Annotated in this window: 15 protein-coding genes; all 15 read right to left on the bottom strand. The window is 45.0% G+C overall.

The features are described from left to right. Positions 1–27: 27 nt before the first annotated feature. Positions 28–489, bottom strand: a complete 462-nt coding sequence (gene rimP / locus NSS94_RS10435) for a ribosome maturation factor RimP (RefSeq protein WP_029517020.1) — start codon at positions 487–489, stop codon at positions 28–30. Positions 490–800: 311 nt separating this feature from the next. Beyond that, complete coding sequence (locus tag NSS94_RS10430; RefSeq protein WP_029517019.1) at positions 801–5,117, bottom strand: PolC-type DNA polymerase III; 4,317 nt, start codon at positions 5,115–5,117, stop codon at positions 801–803. 204 nt (positions 5,118–5,321) lie between these two features. Continuing rightward, positions 5,322–6,770, bottom strand: coding sequence for a proline--tRNA ligase (proS, locus tag NSS94_RS10425; protein WP_039274666.1), 1,449 nt, complete (start codon positions 6,768–6,770; stop codon positions 5,322–5,324). A 51-nt stretch (positions 6,771–6,821) separates the two neighbouring features. Then, positions 6,822–8,093: an RIP metalloprotease RseP gene (gene rseP / locus NSS94_RS10420; protein ID WP_069011406.1), complete on the bottom strand. Its 1,272-nt coding sequence runs from the start codon at positions 8,091–8,093 to the stop codon at positions 6,822–6,824. Positions 8,094–8,198: 105 nt separating this feature from the next. Next, entirely contained in the window at positions 8,199–9,338 is a 1,140-nt protein-coding gene (locus NSS94_RS10415; RefSeq protein WP_165147574.1) for a 1-deoxy-D-xylulose-5-phosphate reductoisomerase, read from the bottom strand. Positions 9,339–9,483: 145 nt separating this feature from the next. Beyond that, a complete protein-coding gene (locus NSS94_RS10410; RefSeq protein WP_029517015.1) occupies positions 9,484–10,275 on the bottom strand; it encodes a phosphatidate cytidylyltransferase in 792 nt (263 codons plus the stop codon). Between the two features lie 17 nt (positions 10,276–10,292). Beyond that, positions 10,293–11,060, bottom strand: a complete 768-nt coding sequence (locus NSS94_RS10405; RefSeq protein WP_039274672.1) for an isoprenyl transferase — start codon at positions 11,058–11,060, stop codon at positions 10,293–10,295. 84 nt (positions 11,061–11,144) lie between these two features. After that, on the bottom strand, positions 11,145–11,699 hold the full coding sequence (gene frr, locus NSS94_RS10400; protein WP_029517013.1) for a ribosome recycling factor: 555 nt from the start codon (positions 11,697–11,699) through the stop codon (positions 11,145–11,147). Beyond that, positions 11,699–12,427, bottom strand: coding sequence for a UMP kinase (gene pyrH / locus NSS94_RS10395; RefSeq protein WP_013309918.1), 729 nt, complete (start codon positions 12,425–12,427; stop codon positions 11,699–11,701). Before pyrH ends, frr begins: the two co-directional genes overlap by 1 nt. 120 nt (positions 12,428–12,547) lie before the next feature. Further along, on the bottom strand, positions 12,548–13,198 hold the full coding sequence (tsf, locus tag NSS94_RS10390; RefSeq protein WP_013309917.1) for a translation elongation factor Ts: 651 nt from the start codon (positions 13,196–13,198) through the stop codon (positions 12,548–12,550). A 130-nt stretch (positions 13,199–13,328) separates the two neighbouring features. Next, a complete protein-coding gene (rpsB, locus tag NSS94_RS10385; protein ID WP_013309916.1) occupies positions 13,329–14,027 on the bottom strand; it encodes a 30S ribosomal protein S2 in 699 nt (232 codons plus the stop codon). Between the two features lie 253 nt (positions 14,028–14,280). After that, the gene (locus NSS94_RS10380; protein WP_029517012.1) at positions 14,281–14,928 is read right to left on the bottom strand and encodes an endolytic transglycosylase MltG; all 648 of its coding nucleotides are present in this window, start codon (positions 14,926–14,928) and stop codon (positions 14,281–14,283) included. Beyond that, positions 14,925–15,557, bottom strand: coding sequence for a hypothetical protein (locus NSS94_RS10375; RefSeq protein ID WP_029517011.1), 633 nt, complete (start codon positions 15,555–15,557; stop codon positions 14,925–14,927). Before NSS94_RS10375 ends, NSS94_RS10380 begins: the two co-directional genes overlap by 4 nt. A 41-nt stretch (positions 15,558–15,598) precedes the next feature. Then, positions 15,599–15,919 carry a hypothetical protein gene (locus NSS94_RS10370; RefSeq protein WP_029517010.1) on the bottom strand — a complete coding sequence of 107 codons (321 nt, stop codon included), beginning with the start codon at positions 15,917–15,919 and terminating at the stop codon, positions 15,599–15,601. A gap of 82 nt (positions 15,920–16,001) precedes the next feature. Beyond that, positions 16,002–17,411 (bottom strand): DUF342 domain-containing protein, encoded by a 1,410-nt coding sequence (locus NSS94_RS10365; protein ID WP_039274680.1) that lies wholly within the window; start codon positions 17,409–17,411, stop codon positions 16,002–16,004. Between the last annotated feature and the right edge of the window lies 1 nt (position 17,412).

Below are 17,412 nucleotides of genomic sequence, written 5' to 3'. Positions count from 1 at the left end.
TGTCAAACAGCAACAGTCAAATCTGAATTAAAATATGATCGCGAGCCTTGCACCAGCTACCTTGTCATAAGGTATAGCATGCTTCTTTTGTCCGCTTTGAACGGTGAGTTCCCCATCTTCAAAAGAAAGCAAACGACCTTCAAATTCCTTCAGGCCGTTGATCGGCTCGTATGTAGTAACGAATACGTTTTTGCCTACCGCTTTAGTAACGTCCTCCGCTTTTTTTAGCGGTCTTTCGGCGCCTGGTGAAGACACTTCCAGAAAATATGCTGTAGAAACAGGGTCATTTTCATCCAACTTTTGACCCAAATATTCACTGATCATACTGCAGTCGTCCAGATCAATTCCTCCGTCTTTGTCTACAAAAACGCGAAGAAACCAATTACTGCCCTCTTTGACATACTCGACATCGACCAGTTCAAAACCATGCTCTTCGAGGTAAGGTTGGGCCATTTCTTCTACTACTGATTTGATCTTTGGTGTGCTCAAAGATTATAACCTCCAAAAGTGAACTTTCCTGTGTTGAAAAAAAGATGCCCTATTGCATGGACAATGCTTCTCCATCACCGGCATTTTCATTTTCATTTGATGTAATGTTCATTTCGGGCTCACTGCAAATAAACCGGCGTACCGGTTTCGTGCCCAAAAACAACCTTTTCACGTTGTAACTGTATATCAAACAGTAAAGAGTGGGTTTCCCCACTCTTTTAGCAACGGTTTTATCTCCATGATTACCAAAAAAATTATAACATAACCGTAGTTATGTGACAAGTGCCAGAGCTTGACTACTGTGGTTCGGATTAAAACAGAGACAGCTGATTACTCTCTGGAAGACCTCGAAAGCAACCCATCTGAGACAGCATTTCGACAATGGTTTTACTAGCCTTCGATTTTTGTTGAAAATCCTCGACAGACAAAAATTCACCATGTTCACGGGAGGCTGCGATGTTACGTGCCGCGTTGTCTCCAATTCCCTGAAGAGCTCCGAATGGCGGAATGAGTGAATCTCCATCCACCTTGAAGCGTGTAGCTTCGGAACGGTACAAATCAATGGATTTAAAACTAAACCCGCGAGCCGTCATTTCCAGAGCCATTTCCAGGATCGGAAGCATCCCTTTTTCTTTGGGAGGTGCCTGAAAACCGAGTTGCTCGATTTCGACAATCTTCCGCGCGATTGCATCATATCCCTGACAGCACAGCTCAATATCAAAATCGGCTGCACGTACTGAAAAGTAAGTCGCATAATATTCAATCGGATGATACAGCTTAAAGTACGCTGTGCGCACTGCTGAAATAACATACGCTGCAGCATGCGCCTTCGGAAACATGTACTGGATTTTCAAACAAGAATCAATATACCACTGTGGCACCTTGCATTTTTTCATTTCCTCAATCCATTCAGCACTAAGCCCCTTACCTTTACGTACGCTCTCCGTAATTTTAAAGGCCAGACCTGCGTCCATGCCTGCCTTGTAAATCAAAAACAGCATGATGTCATCACGACAACCAATTACAGTCTTGATGTTACAAGTATTATTCTTAATCAGTTCCTGTGCGTTCCCTAGCCATACGCCCGTGCCGTGAGACAGTCCGGATATTTGCAGTAAATCGGCAAAAGAACTTGGCTGCGACTCTACTAACATTTGGCGCACAAACTTCGTCCCCATCTCTGGTACACCATAGGTTGCTACAGGCGTGCGGATTTGCTGGGGTGTAACACCGAGCGCCTCCGTGGAGTTGAACATGCTCATAACCTTAGGATCATTCATTGGAATGGTCGTAGGATCGACACCAGTCAAATCCTGAAGCATCCTCATCATGGTCGGATCATCATGACCCAGAATATCGAGTTTGAGTAAATTCGCATCAAAAGCGTGATAATCAAAATGCGTTGTTTTCCATTCCGAGCTTGTATCATCGGCGGGGTACTGTACCGGCGTAATATCCTCGACCTCAATATAATCGGGAACAACGACAATTCCGCCTGGATGTTGCCCGGTACTGCGTTTGACCCCTGTACAGCCCGAAGCCAGCCTATTCAGCTCAGCCCCACGCCATTTTTTATGATGCGCCTCTTCATATTTCTTGGCAAAGCCAAAGGCTGTCTTCTCGGCAACGGTACCGATGGTTCCAGCACGGAATACACTTTTCTCACCAAACAGTACTTTCGTATAGTTATGTGCCACAGGCTGATATTCGCCAGAGAAGTTCAAGTCAATATCGGGAACTTTATCTCCCTTAAACCCAAGAAACGTTTCAAACGGAATATCCTGTCCCTCACCCTTCAGTTTGCCGCCGCAATTCGGACAATTTTTGTCCGGCAAATCAAATCCACTCGGCACACTACCGTCCAAAATCCATTCGCTATGTCTGCATTCAGGATTACCGCAAATATAATGTGCAGGCAGTGGATTAACCTCGGAAATACCGAGGAAGGTAGCGACCACAGAAGATCCAACAGACCCCCGTGAACCTACCAGATATCCATCCTTATTAGACTTTTTAACCAAGCGCTCGGAAATAAGATAGTTGGCAGAGAAACCGTATTTAATAATCGGCTCCAGTTCTTTTTCAAGGCGAGCTACAACCACCTCGGGCAATTCCTCACCATAGATAGATTTAGCCGTCTCATAGCAAGTGTTACGGATTTCCTCGTCCGCCCCATCCAGCAAAGGTGTAAACAGCTTGTCAGGGAACAACTCCAGCTCCTCAAATCGATCCGCCAACTCACTGGTATTCTTCACAACGACTTCATAGGCTTTCTCCTCGCCCAAAAACTCGAATTCTGCCAGCATTTCGTCTGTGGTGCGTAAATGCGCATCAGGCTTACGAATATCTTTTAGCGGACTAAATCCCGTAATGCCATGTATCGTAATATCACGGTACAACTTATCGCGCGTTTCCAAATAGTGAACATTGCCTGTGGCAATTACGGGCTTATCAAGTCGCCGCCCAATTTCGCATACTTTGCGTATTGCCGTTTTCAGAGCATCAGGCCCGCTTACCAGTTGTTTTTCTACTAAATGCATATACATCGTCAAAGGTTGAATCTCCAACACATCATAAAACTGTGCTATTTCCTCGGCTTCTTCCTCGGACTTGTTCAACACAGCCTCGAAGAACTCTCCTTTTTCGCAGCCAGAAATAATAAGCAGTCCGTCTCTCATTTCTGACAATTTTGATTTAGGAATGCAAGGCACACGCTTGAAATATTCGGTATGAGACATCGAAACCAGCTTGTACAGATTTTTTTTACCAATCGGATTGAGGGCATAAATACAACAGTGAAATGGACGAACGGTCGATAAGTCCTTACCCACATAATCATTCAGACGATCGAGCATTTTTAAACCCTTAATTTGTTCCGCATCATTCAGCAAGCCATTCAGCACTTCAGTCAGTGCGACTGTATCGTCAATGGCTCGGTGATGGCTTTCGAGCGCCACTTTATATTTGGTCGTCAGCGTATTCAGACGATGGTTTTTCATTGTTGGAAACAGTAAACGAGCCAGTTCGAGCGTATCCAGTACCGGATTGGTCATTTCAGGCAAACCCATATTTCGAAGGGTGGCCTGGATAAAACCGACATCAAAACGCGCATTATGGGCAACCAATACAGCATCGCCAGCAAAAGCTACAAACTCCTTCATAACAGGTTCTACATCCGGCGCGTCCTTGACCATTTCATCGTTAATGTTGGTCAGTTGCTGTATATTATATGGAATGCGCTCATGCGGATTGACAAAGGTAGCATAACGATCAATTTCTTTGCCATCATGCATTTTCACAGCTGCAATCTCAATGATTTTATTCTGTGTAACCGATAAACCGGTGGTTTCAATATCAAAAACGACATAAGTCGCTGTTTTCAAATTTAATGGCTGTGCCTGCATTACAACCTCAACGGCATCATTAACCACATTGGCCTCAACACCGTAGATCATTTTAATGCCGTTTTTCTTTGCAGCCTTAGCAGCATCAGGGTAGCACTGCACTCCGCCATGGTCGGTGACTGCAATCGCCTTGTGCCCCCATTTGGCGGCTGTTTTAACGTATTGATCAATCGAGGCAACAGCATCCATTGCGCTCATCTTTGTATGGAGATGGAACTCGACTCGTTTTTCCTCTGCTTTATCCTTACGTGTGGGTGGAGCCTGTACTTCAACTAGATCAGAGGGAATCATAACCAGCTCGGGAATTTGCATAAAACGATCATATTCAACTCGACCCCGTACTTTGACCCATTTCCCGTTAGCCAACAAGCTGAGGATCTTCAGATCTTCTTTAGTTTTAGCAAACATTTTCATTTGCAGGGAATCACTAAAGTCGGTCAAATAATACGTAAACAACGTACTGCCATTGCGCAATTCTTTACTATCCAAACCGAAGATTGTTCCTTGTAAAGTGACTTTCTTCTCTTCGTCCTGAATATCTTGCATCGGAACAGCCGGTTCTTTGATGTCATAACCGAATTGAAGCCGTACGTCTCCTTCTTCTTCATCCAAAGGCGGCATTTCGGATTCCATACTTTCCATCATCTGCTGAATGACTTCGCGTTCTTCCTGCATTTTTTTCTCTTGGAATTGCTGTAACGCCTCCTGGTTACTTTCACCCACCTGGACTTTAATGCGCATAGAAAGCCCGAAATATTTATCGTAAAATTTGATGATAGCTTGATCTATCTGCTTTTTACGCGCCAGTTCCAACGACATACCGTCGCTCATCGTTAGCAATAATAGACCGTCGTCCCACTCATGCACAGCCCGATTCATCCAACCGTTAACCGATGGAATCTCACGATGTACCCACTCTAGAAAAAGTTTCCAGTATTCACTGATGATATCACCAGGCTGAATCTGCTCACTGTACTGAAAACGGAACGTAATTTTTGCGATGTGACTCATTTTTTCCTGTACTTGAATACAGAACGTACGATACACCTGAGCGGGGACCAATGTCTCCTTGGCAATGGTGATGTTCCAATCCTTATTGGTTCGGCTAATCTCCACTTGGTCAATCCAACCGTCCAAAAAATAAGGTTCAACCACTCCCGCCGGCATCCCAACTTGCTTCATTAGCAGTTCCAGCCGCTTTCTCTTTTCTTCAGCTCCGCCCATGGCTCTCCCCCCAATTTCAAATCTACCATTCTGAAAACATGAAAAGCTTCTGCGTCAAAAACATCTCCGACCGCAAAAGCTTTTCGTAGCCCTCTTCAATCCTCTTCACAACGACACATAGATCCTTCGGGACATTGTCCCGTAACAGTTACCATGTCAGCGAAGAGAATGAAGTGAGTATAGTGGTATTGCCCTACTTCTATATTAGTACGCCCGTGCGAACACTACTGTATGCTTGGCAGGTTTGCCACAGCACAAACATGTGGACTTTTGCTCGTTTGTTTTAAACGGTATATTACGGCTTGTAGCACCTGTCACTTCTTTAACTTTATCTTCACATTCTTCAGATCCGCACCAGCCTGCCAAAGTAAAGCCGCGTTTTTCTTCCATGAGAGTCTTCATTTCATCCAGCGTATCAACGGAATAGAAGTTTTCTTCCATGAAATTTTTCGCACGATCAAACATCTCCTGCTGTACCTGTGCGAGCATCGCGTGTACTTCCTCAACCAGATTATCCTGCTGCACGATTTTTTTCTCACCGCTGATACGGGATACGAGCACACAGACACCGTTTTCCATATCACGCGGCCCGATTTCCAGACGAACCGGCACACCGCGCATTTCATATTCATTAAATTTCCAGCCTGGGCTTACATCGCTGCGGTCGTCCATTTTAACACGCACTCCAGCTTGTTTCAACTGAGCGAATAGTTCATCTGCACGAGCGATAACGGCATCACGCTTCTTAGGTGGCCCAATTGGAACCATAATAACCTGCGTAGGCGCAACTTTAGGAGGCAATGCCAAACCACGGTCATCTCCATGGACCATAATCAGTGCGCCGATCAAACGTGTACTTGTTCCCCATGAAGTCGTATGCGCGAATTCCAGGTTGTTTTCACGACTCAAATATTTGATATCAAATGCAACTGCAAAATTAGTTCCCATATAGTGGGAAGTTCCAGCTTGTACTGCCCGTCCATCCTTCATCATCGCTTCCAGTGAAAATGTATCCTTCGCACCTGCAAACTTTTCAGAAGGTGTTTTCTGTCCAGTAATAACCGGAATAGCCAGAACTTCCTCAATAACCTCACGGTATACTTCCAGCATTTTCATCGTTTCTTCACGTGCTTCTTCTTCTGTTTCATGGGCCGTGTGACCTTCTTGCCACAAAAATTCACTTGTGCGCAAGAAAGGCAGCGTGCGTTTTTCCCAACGCACTACATTAGCCCATTGGTTAATAAGCACGGGTAGATCACGATAGGATTGAATCCATTTGGAGTACATATGACCAATCATGGTTTCCGAAGTCGGACGAATTGCAAGACGCTCTTCCAGCTTTTCCCCGCCAGCCTCGGTTACCCAAGGCAGTTCAGGATTAAACCCTTCAACATGCTCTTTTTCCTTTTGAAAAAAGCTTTCTGGAATGAACATTGGAAAATAGGCATTACGGTGACCTGTTTCTCTGAAGCGCACATCCATGGCTTCCTTGATATGCTCCCAAATTTCAAAACCATCGGGGCGGAATACAATACATCCGCGAACAGGGGAATAATCCATCAGTTCTGCTTTTTTAATAACATCAATATACCATCGGGAAAAATCTTCACTCTGTGGCGTAATTTCCTCGACAAACTGTTTATCGTTCGACATAGAAATGCATGTCCTCCCATACAGACCGTTTTTATATAAGTCCGTCTCTAATTAACCATTAATTAAGCGTAAAATATCGTTATACGTGACCGCAATCATAAGCAGGAATAGCATAGCAAAACCAACGAAATGGACCATACCTTCCCTACTCGGATCAACGGGACGTCCTCTTACCGCCTCCACACCAAGGAAAACAAGTCTGCTTCCATCCAGCGCCGGAATAGGCAATAAATTAAATATCCCCAGGTAAAGACTCATTATAGCAGTCCAATACGTCAACTGCTCAATCCCCTGCTTGGCAATTTGCCCTGTCACTTCAAAAGTACGTACCGGGCCTCCCAGGTCATTGATAGAAAAACGTTGGATGAGCTGGCTAAATCCTTGGAAAATAATATCGGTCGTTCTGACCATAGATTGGCCGGCAAATTTGAACGTTTCTCCCACACCTGCTTGGCGTTTTGGAAGTTCGGGTACAATACCCACCTTGCCACCCTTTTGTCCTTCCATAGCACGAGGTGTAATCGTAAGATCAAAGGTCTTACTATCACGGCGAACCGTCCACTTCATCGGCTTGTCTTGAGAATCCGCAATCAGTTTGATCATGTTTTCAACATTTGCACCAATGGCTATTCCATTCACCGATTCGATGATATCTCCCTTATGCAAATCAGCTTCAGCAGCAGGCATACCTGCTGTAATTTCACTAATTTGGACATAAGTCGGGTTGTCCACTTGTATGCCGACCATCTGAATATGCAGACCAAACAAAATAAAAGCAAGAATAAAATTCATCAGGGGTCCAGCAAAAATAGCCATCGCACGCTGTCCTACTGTTTTACTCCCGTACTGCCGATCCTTGGGTGCAATCTGAATGGATTGACCTTTGGTTACCATCATCGCTTGCGGATGTACAGTGTATTGCTGATCTTCGCCATCCACATCCAATTTTAAAGTTAATGACTGTTCCAGATCAATATCCAACACTTCGCCGCGCACCACATTTTTACGATTATCCAGTTGATCTAGATAGATGGTTTTAACGACGTCATCCGTTACGCGTACAGCAATCGTTTGTCCGGCCTCAATTTCATTGACCTCCGGATCCTCTCCCGCCATTCGGGCAAAGCCACCGAACGGCAACAAACGCAACGTAAATCGCGTCTCGTTTCTTTTATAAGAAAACAGTTTCGGACCGAAACCGATCGCAAACTCCCGTACCAGAATCCCGGCGCGTTTGGCAAAATAATAATGCCCCCATTCATGCACCGTCACTATGACGAAAAACATGAGCACCGTCATCAACACTATTTGAATCGTTTCCAATCGTTTCTGTTCCCCTTTCAATGAGATCGAGTTTGTCTTCCTAGATTATCATTATTCTCCGATCCCGCACAAGAGAATCACATTTCGTTTCTAACCCAACTTAGCCTACAACCCCGAAGATATGCTACGAGTCTCTTCGTCACAGGCTTCAATTGCAGAAAGATCAGGATTAGCCACATTGACATGCCGCTCCAACACACGTTCAATAATAGCTTCAATATGCAGAAAAGAAATTTCTCCACGCAGGAAACGGGCAACTGCAATTTCATTAGCTGCATTAAATGCGGTCGGTGCTGTACCACCCATTTTACCACATTCGAAGGCAAGCCTTAAACAAGGAAAACGATTATAATCCATTTCCTTAAAATGGAGTTTACCCACTTCAGCCAGTGACAACGGCTTCGCCGGGGACTTCATACGCTCAGGGTAAGTCAATGCATATTGAATGGGTACTCTCATGTCCGGATTCCCAAGTTGAGCAACAATGCTTGTATCCTGAAACTCAACATAGGAATGAATAATGCTTTCCGGATGAAGCAACACATGAATGTGCTCATAATCAATTCCGAATAGCCAATGCGCCTCAATGACTTCCAGCCCCTTGTTTACCATCGTCGCTGAATCAATCGTAATTTTGGCCCCCATTGACCAATTGGGATGCTTGAGTGCATCTTTCACTGTAACTTCACGCAACTGTTCTCTTGTCAAATCTCGAAAAGAACCCCCTGATGCTGTGAGGGTAATATGTGCCACATCTTTCATACGCTCACCATTCAAGCATTGGAAAATAGCTGAATGCTCACTGTCAATCGGCAGCAACGGCACTCCTTTCGCCCGAGCCCGCGCTGTGACCAGATGACCAGCAGTAACCAGTGTCTCCTTATTGGCCAAACCGATCTGTTTTCCAGCCTCAATCGCGGCCAGCGTGGAGTGCAATCCGACACTGCCCATTACAGCCGTCACAACCATATCCGCCTCCGTGTTTGCAGCAAGCTCAACGAGTCCTTCATTTCCCCAATACAGTTCCATTCCAGAAGGTAGTAAAGGACGAATTTCATCCGCCAACTGCCGAGTACCCACAGACACTTTTTTGGGTTTATAAAGATGCGCCTGCTCAGCAAGTAACTTTATATTAGAACCACCTGCTAAAGCCTCAACAGTAAACTGATCCGGGTGCATGGACACTACATCCAGCGTTTGAGTTCCAATAGAACCGGTTGAACCAAGTACCGTAATTCTTTTCATGATGCACCTTCCTATCCTGAAAATCACTTTTATCCAGGAGCTCATTGATTATTATTCAGGCAGCTATGCTACTGGTTCCAACCTTCTAGTAGCGCAGAGTGAGCAGCATAGAGATTAGCCTGAGCATAAACTGTAATCAATAGACTCATGGAAGCAGCATCAGCATATGTACAAATGGAAAAACGACAATCCAGCTGTCGCAACGGTCTAGTATACCACCGTGCCCTGGCAGCAGATTACCGGAATCTTTAATGCCGTACACTCGTTTGTATGCAGATTGTACCAAATCGCCCAGTTGTCCCACAACTGCACATGACAAACCGATGCCGATGGCTTTGCCCCATGGCAGCAGTCCACCCGATAATCCAGCGAATACAAGAGCTATAACCAACGCTAAAACGATGCCGCCAATGGATCCTTCGACCGTTTTATTCGGACTGATCGCAGGCCATAATTTCGTCTTTCCTGCCATTTTGCCTACAAAATATGCCCCTGCATCACTTGCCCAAATACAAGCCAATAATAAAAATGTCCATAACAGTCCATGTTCCATATGACGTGATTCCGCAATATACGAAAATCCAAACCCTATATAAACGGTACCAAGAAATAATATAGCTACCGTTTGAATCGGGATTTTATTTTTTGTTCCTACCGTGATGATCATAAAAGCTATCATTACCAGCCAAAGCATACTGGCAAAGGGTAAGGGTGAGTGCAAGCCAAAAGGTTCATACGGGAATACAAAAGCTAATATGCTTACGTATCCAAGTATTGCTGTACCTCCAAAAGGAGATACCTGCGTCATTCGTGCGAACTCATAAAATCCGATTAGGGCCATCGCCAATATAAGCAAATGGTAGGCCAAGCCGCCCCACAGGACCATCGCCAAAAAGAATATGCCTGCCAGAATACCGGTAATTAATCTCTGTCTCAACGGCTTTCATCCTCCATTTACTTCAGTCCGCCATACCGTCGTGTTCTTTGCTGATATTCGATCACTGCTTCGTATAAGTGTTCTTTCTTAAACTCAGGCCAATAAATATCAGTAAACCACAACTCACTGTAGGCAAGCTGCCAGAGCATAAAATTACTAAGTCTAAGCTCACCGCTTGTTCGAATCAGTAAATCAGGGTCTGGCATACCGCTAGAAAGCAACGTACTACCGATCAGCTCAGATGTTATATCTTCCGATTTAAGCTTCCCATCCGCAATTTGACGGCCCAATGTTTGCATGCATTCGGTGATTTCCAACCGACTTCCATAATTTAATGCAAAATTAAGAACAAGTCCGGTATTATTTTCAGTTCGTCGAGTCGCTTCAGTCAGCGCTTCAACGGTATGGGAAGGTAAATGTTCTTTATTGCCCATCATACGTACTTGCACATTTTTTTCAATCAACTCATCTAGCTCAATAGCCAGAAATTCCTGCGGTAAGCGCATTAGAAAATCAACTTCGTCCTTTGGACGCGTCCAATTTTCAGTTGAAAATGCAAACAAAGTCAAATACTTAATACCCAGTTCATCCGCCGCAATTGCTGTGCGTTTCACTGCCTTCATTCCATTTTGGTGCCCTACAATCCGCGGCATTCCAATCCGTTTGGCCCATCTGCCGTTCCCATCCATGATGACAGCAACATGCTGCGGAATATTGTCTTTTGAAATGGCCGGTATTTGCTGTTTTTGTTCCCCGTTCCACCAAGACCGAACCCGTTTGATCATTCCAGTTCCTCCAGCATTCTCTGAAAATGTGCCTCAGGCTTGAAAAGAGACAAACCCCACCGTAAGGGAGGGGCTGCCAATCTTTTAGACTTCCATAATTTCTTTTTCTTTTGCAGCTAAAACTTTATCCACTTCAGCGATAAACTTATCAGTTGTTTTCTGGATATCTTCCTGATGTTTACGAGATTCGTCCTCGGAAATATCACTTTTCTCCAATTTTTTGATGTCATCATTGGCATCACGACGAATGTTACGAATAGCGATCTTCGCTTCTTCACCGTTCTTCTTTGTCAACTTCACCAAGTCAGTTCTGCGCTCCTCCGTCAAAGCAGGAATGCTAAGACGAATGGTGTTACCGTCATTCGAAGGTGTCAAACCTAAATCGGATTTTTGTATAGCGCGCTCGATATCAGCCAAGGAAGATTTGTCCCAAGGCTGAATCATCAAGGTCCGGCTGTCAGGTGTATTGATATTCGCCAGTTGGTTGACTGGAGTCATTGCACCATAATACTCTACCTGTACACGGTCCAGTAAAGCTGGTGTCGCCCGTCCTGCACGCAAAGATGCAAGATCACGTTGCAATGCCTGGATTGCTTTTTGCATGCGTTCCTCAGCACTCTTTTTCACAGATTGTGGCATTAATTTACACTCCCTTTGACGATCGTACCAATTTTCTCACCCAGCACGACACGTTTAATGTTACCTTGCTCTGTAATAGCAAAGACAATCAACGGAATATTGTTATCCATGCACAACGAGGAAGCAGTAGAATCCATGACACCGAGATTTTTGTTGAGCACATCCAAATACGTAAGCTGCTCATATTTCTCAGCTGTGCTATCTTTAAACGGATCAGCAGAATATACGCCATCCACTTTATTTTTAGCCATCAGAATCACTTCCGCTTCGATCTCAGCGGCACGCAGTGCAGCTGTAGTATCAGTCGAGAAGAACGGATTACCTGTACCTGCTGCAAAAATAACAACCCGACCCTTTTCTAAATGACGGATAGCTCTACGACGAATGTAAGGTTCTGCAATCTGTTGCATCGCAATGGATGTTTGTACACGGGTAGGTACCTCAATCTGTTCCAAAGCATCCTGTAAGGCCAGTGAGTTCATCACCGTTGCCAGCATACCCATGTAATCTGCCGTGGCCCGGTCAATTCCGTTGGCACTTCCAGCAATACCGCGCCAGATGTTACCGCCACCACACACGATAGCAACTTCTACTCCCAGTTCCACTACGTCTTTGACTTGTTCGGCAATGGATGCAATCGTATCCGCGTCAATACCGTAACCGTTAGGACCTGACAGCGATTCACCACTAACTTTCAGGACAACACGCTTAAACACAGGTTTTTCCAAATGATCACCCTCCAATATCATTTATACTTTATGTAACAGGATAGGTGTCCTGTTGCAAGAAATGGAACACTGATGTGTCCCATTTCCATTTTTCCATATGCGATTACCGTTCGTTGGTAATTATTGTTTCACTTGAGACATAACTTCTTCGTAGAAGTTGTCTTCTTTTTTCTCCAGACCTTCACCCAGTTCAAAACGAACAAAGCGACGCAGGGAGATGTTCTCGCCAATCGTACTGATTTTTTCGTTGATAAGCGTGGAGATTGTTTTGTCTGGATCTTTGATGAAAGATTGCTCCAACAAACAGAACTCTTCATAGAACTTACCAATACGGCCTTCAACCATTTTTTCAACAATTTTTTCTGGTTTACCTTCGTTCAGCGCTTGTGCTTTCAGGATTTCTTTTTCTTTTTCGATCTCTTCCTGTGGCACTTCTTCACGACGAACATAACGAGGGTTCGATGCAGCGATATGCATTGCAATGTCGCGTACAAAATCTCTGAACTGGTCTGTTTTAGCTACGAAGTCTGTTTCGCAGTTTACTTCTACCAGTACGCCGATACGGCCGCCAGCATGAATGTAGGATTCAACAACACCTTCAGTAGCAATACGACCCGCTTTGTTGGCTGCAGCTGCAAGTCCTTTTTCGCGCAGAACTTCAACCGCTTTTGTCAAATCACCGTTTGCTTCTTCAAGCGCTTTTTTACAATCCAGCATTCCTGCGCCTGTTTTTTCACGAAGCTCTTTTACTGCGCTAGCATTAACTGCCATATTATTTCCCTCCAAATTTGATTTTCAGTGGTATACCGTGCTTATTCCTTAAAAAAAGGGTAGTGAGAGGTTATACACCTGCCAACCACCCTTTTCATTTAATTCATATAGTTATTTCCTAATGGAAATGTTATGCTGTAGTTTCTTCGCCTTGGTTTGCTTCCATAACTGCATCAGCCATTTTACCTGTCAGCAATTTAACAGCGCGGATTGCGTCGTCATTACCTGGGATAACATAGTCGATTTCGTCTGGATCGCAGTTTGTATCAACGATACCTACGATTGGGATACCCAATTTGCGAGCTTCAGCAACCGCGATACGTTCTTTGCGTGGATCAATGATGAACAGAGCACTTGGAAGGCCCTTCATGTTTTTGATACCGCCCAAGAATTTTTCAAGACGATCTTTTTCTTTGCGAAGAATGATAACTTCTTTTTTAGGAAGAACTGCGAATGTACCGTCTTCTTCCCAAGCTTCTAGTTGTTTCAAACGGTCAATACGTTTTTGAATCGTTTGGAAGTTAGTCAGCGTACCACCCAACCAACGTTGGTTAATGTAGAATTGACCAGCGCGTGCTGCTTCTTCTTTAACGGAATCTTGTGCTTGTTTCTTCGTGCCTACGAACAGAATTGTACCATTCTCAGCTGCAATGCTTTTTACAAAGTTGTAAGCTTCCTCAACCTTTTTCACTGTCTTTTGCAAGTCAATGATGTAAATACCGTTTCTTTCAGTGAAGATATAACGATCCATTTTCGGGTTCCAGCGACGTGTTTGGTGACCAAAGTGAACCCCAGCTTCCAAAAGCTGTTTCATGGAGATTACTGCCATCTTCACGCACCTCCTAAGTTTGGTTTTTTGTGTGTCCTCCGCCGACATCATTTTTCATAAAGACTTTCCATTGGAAAGCACCCTTTATAAAATTAACCGACGTGCGTTTTTAACACCGTTAATTAATATACCATAACACTTGCATCGTTGCAACCAACTTTTCGACAATAGTTAGAACAACGCAAGATGTGACGTTTTACGCCTCTCATTGAACTTTTCAGCAAGAATAAAAGCCGGCCACTTCCCAGTCTGGTCAGTTGGACGGCTTTTTCGTAATTTTAGTAATGATAGAACTGAAATCCTCACCTTTAGCAAACTGATAGGTACCGGTACGAATTTTGGTATTGATTTTTTTAGCCTTAGCTGCTGCCTCAAATGCACTAGCATCCGATACGACCCCTGCCCGTTGCAATCCTGATGCCACACTTCTCAAATTGCTTCCGGATGCAATGCTATACTGCACTTGTGGGGTGGCAGGCTGCTTGGGGATATTGGGAGTCGCTGTAGTGCCAGAACTTTGAGTTTGCGGCTTATTCGGACTTTGTGGAACCGATGTGCTGGTCGAAGGTTTAGAACCAGCCGAGGATATGCTGTTTGCAGGTGCCTTTGGTGTTGCTGGCGTTTGAGCTGGTTTAGCTTTTTGGGGTGCAACGGGAGTTTTATTACCTTCCTTGATCACCTTATTACGCCATTCCTCTTCTGTCATTTTCGGGTTAGAGCTGTCACTGACCTGGAGATTTAATCCGGCTGCTGCCTTTTCTAATTGCTCTCGCGTCATGTTTTTCGGGTCTGTGGAAGATTGCTGCGATTGCCCCTGACCGATCAATGCCAGTTGCAATAGCAATGCCCCCGTTATAAGACCAGTACCCATGCCTAGCATAAATGAACGGTTTTTGATCACGTTACATCCTCCCGCTCCGCGAGTTGCAAAATAAGCTGTACTTCACCCCGTTGAATGCCTGATTGCTTAGCTATATAGTCCACTGACTTGCCTTGCTCATGTAGCGCAAACAACTCTTGATAACGATCACGGATGGACTCTGCTTCCTGCTCAGTTTCAGGATCTTGTAATGCCGTCTGTTCCTCCATAGTTATGAGGGGAGCTTCTGAACCAGAGTAGCCTTCCTGCACAGACATTTCAGGTTGCGGACTTTGAAATTGACCGTATGCAACCGCTGCCTGCTGAGAAGCAGTTGTATGTTGTATTTCCTTAGGTACAGGCTCGGTTTGCATAGACACAGTTGCAAACATAGCCTGGCGCTCAAGCTCCACGATACGGCTCCGAAGCTCAGCTACTTGCTCCTGTAATGCCGCCTGTTTCACTGTATGCTCCTGCTTCATACCAGAAACGAGCTCAATCAACTCGTCATTATCGTTTTCAATATCGGCCATATATTGCTCTAATGTGGCCTCGACCTTTTGGACGACGGCCTCTTCTGTTCCCCGGCCTGGCTGACGCTTAGGCTGTAGCCAGGCATAGACAACAGCTGCGGCGCCCAGCAGAACAATATAAATCCATGGTTGATCCACTGCCCATCGTCTCCTTTAATAACGTTTCTCCACCTGTCGGATCAGAGCGAAAAATCAATATGGTGTCCCTTGAACGGATGCTCTGCCGGATGCTCCTTAGGCAGTTCAGCCTCATCTGGCCGGGAGCGGCTCTGCTGGGAAGAATCTCTGCTCTGTCCCCCTGTTTGCCGCTCACCGACAAATGTTTCCGCAGACTGATCTACAGCACTGCTTCGCTGACGCATGTTCTCCGTCTCCAGCGCGGCCTTTTGTCCAAGCAATGCTTGATCATTCATCGGCCGCTGCTGGGACTCACTTTGGTATTTTCCAGCTTCGCTGGTGCGAGGTACGGCAATTTGCAATTCAACAGCCTTCAAGCTCATTGGACCACACCCTTTCCGATTGGGCATCCGTATCTTTCTTCCAAGGAATACAATGTTAAATGTTGTTTATCAGTGTGCCGAATTACACGTAGGAGGACATGCTGATGTCTCCCTCATGATAATAAAACGCCATTCTTTCCACTGAATCTTTAATAAATTTTGTATATCTGCCGATAACTATTTTAGAGCCACCGTAAATCACATTTTTCACTTCTACCCGTGCGCGGCTTGTATCCTCTAATGTTCGTTCAATTTCAAGCATTCTGGACTTGGTTTCCAAAAGCTCCTGTTCATTAGATTTTTTAGTAGATGTCAGCTTGATTCGCATAGCCATTCTTTCAGGTGCAAGCTGTCCGGCGGCGGCAAGCTGATCCAATATGGTAAGAGCCTTATTCGTTTTATCCTGGCTGTCTGTCTGCTGCTTCAAACGTGCGCGGAGTTCTGTCAGTTCATCGCGCAGTTCGGGAAGTACACCCACTTCGATATTGGTAGCTGTGGACATCGTATTACCGACGGTACGAGCCACTACCTTTTTACCAGCTTGTACACTGCCACCTACGATAAGCCCTTTTGTCCCTTCGCAGATTACATTATTACTCGCTTTGATCTGGGAATGCATGATACTCTGGGATACAAGTACATCGCCTCCCGCAATCACGTTACCATCTTGTATAAACGAGCATTTCACATTTTGTGCAGCTTTCACGAACCCCTTATGGTATCCGATAATACCGCCAGTGATTTCCACTGAACCTTCCGCCACAATTTCGGCCCCTTCCACACCACCGATGACACGAATGTCGCCAGCCGCCCGAACCCGGAAACCTGTCAAAACATTCCCACGAATGACGACGGTTCCAACAAAATCAATGTTGCCGACACTATAATCGACGTCCCCGTTAACTTCATATACGGGGAACACATTAAGTTTGCCCTTTTCAGTCGTAGTTACCAGTCCGTCAATAGCCGCATACATCGCAACACCTTCTGGATGAATCACTACATTTTTTCCAACTTTAAAACGCGCCTCTTTACCTGGAAGAAAAGGAATTTCCTCTCCGGTTACAGCAATCCCCGGTACACCTGGCAGAGGATCAACCCGTTCGGCAATCAGTTGACCACGTTTTACATTTCTTAAACGAGTTAGTTCTTTATAATCCACCCGTCCATCCACGGTTTCAAGCGGCTTATGTGCATCTTCGCCAGTCACAATATCAGCCAGATTGATTTTTCCGTCTGTGCCATGGATCGGCTGCTTTCCCTGAGCAATCAGTAATTTTCCGAAGAAATGATCTTCCGGACTTGCCGCAAATACGCGAATTGCATCGGTTATTAAACCGTAGGATATTTTTTGGTTGCTTAGAAAACGCTCTAATTCTTCCACAGAACAGGCAAAGCCTTCTTCACGTTTGGCAAACTCCAAGTAGGCGGTTTGTTTGTCAGGTGAGACAACCACTTTTAAAAACTGGTCCAAAGCATATTGCTTCTCCACA

It is taken from the genome of Paenibacillus sp. FSL L8-0644 (assembly GCF_038008165.1).
Lineage (GTDB): Bacteria > Bacillota > Bacilli > Paenibacillales > Paenibacillaceae > Paenibacillus > Paenibacillus polymyxa_D.
The sequence above is the reverse complement of the archived record's forward strand: the minus strand, read 5'-3'. Positions and strand labels throughout refer to the sequence as shown.

What these genes read in the sequence shown, in the direction of transcription:
- rpsB (WP_013309916.1), bottom strand. Translation starts at nt 14,027, where the DNA reads ATGGCAGTAATCTCCATGAAACAGCTTTTGGAAGCTGGGGTTCACTTT.
- NSS94_RS10370 (WP_029517010.1), bottom strand. Translation starts at nt 15,919, where the DNA reads ATGAGCTTGAAGGCTGTTGAATTGCAAATTGCCGTACCTCGCACCAGC.
- NSS94_RS10415 (WP_165147574.1), bottom strand. Translation starts at nt 9,338, where the DNA reads ATGAAAAGAATTACGGTACTTGGTTCAACCGGTTCTATTGGAACTCAA.
- NSS94_RS10405 (WP_039274672.1), bottom strand. Translation starts at nt 11,060, where the DNA reads ATGATCAAACGGGTTCGGTCTTGGTGGAACGGGGAACAAAAACAGCAA.
- NSS94_RS10430 (WP_029517019.1), bottom strand. Translation starts at nt 5,117, where the DNA reads ATGGGCGGAGCTGAAGAAAAGAGAAAGCGGCTGGAACTGCTAATGAAG.
- frr (WP_029517013.1), bottom strand. Translation starts at nt 11,699, where the DNA reads ATGCCACAATCTGTGAAAAAGAGTGCTGAGGAACGCATGCAAAAAGCA.
- proS (WP_039274666.1), bottom strand. Translation starts at nt 6,770, where the DNA reads ATGTCGAACGATAAACAGTTTGTCGAGGAAATTACGCCACAGAGTGAA.
- tsf (WP_013309917.1), bottom strand. Translation starts at nt 13,198, where the DNA reads ATGGCAGTTAATGCTAGCGCAGTAAAAGAGCTTCGTGAAAAAACAGGC.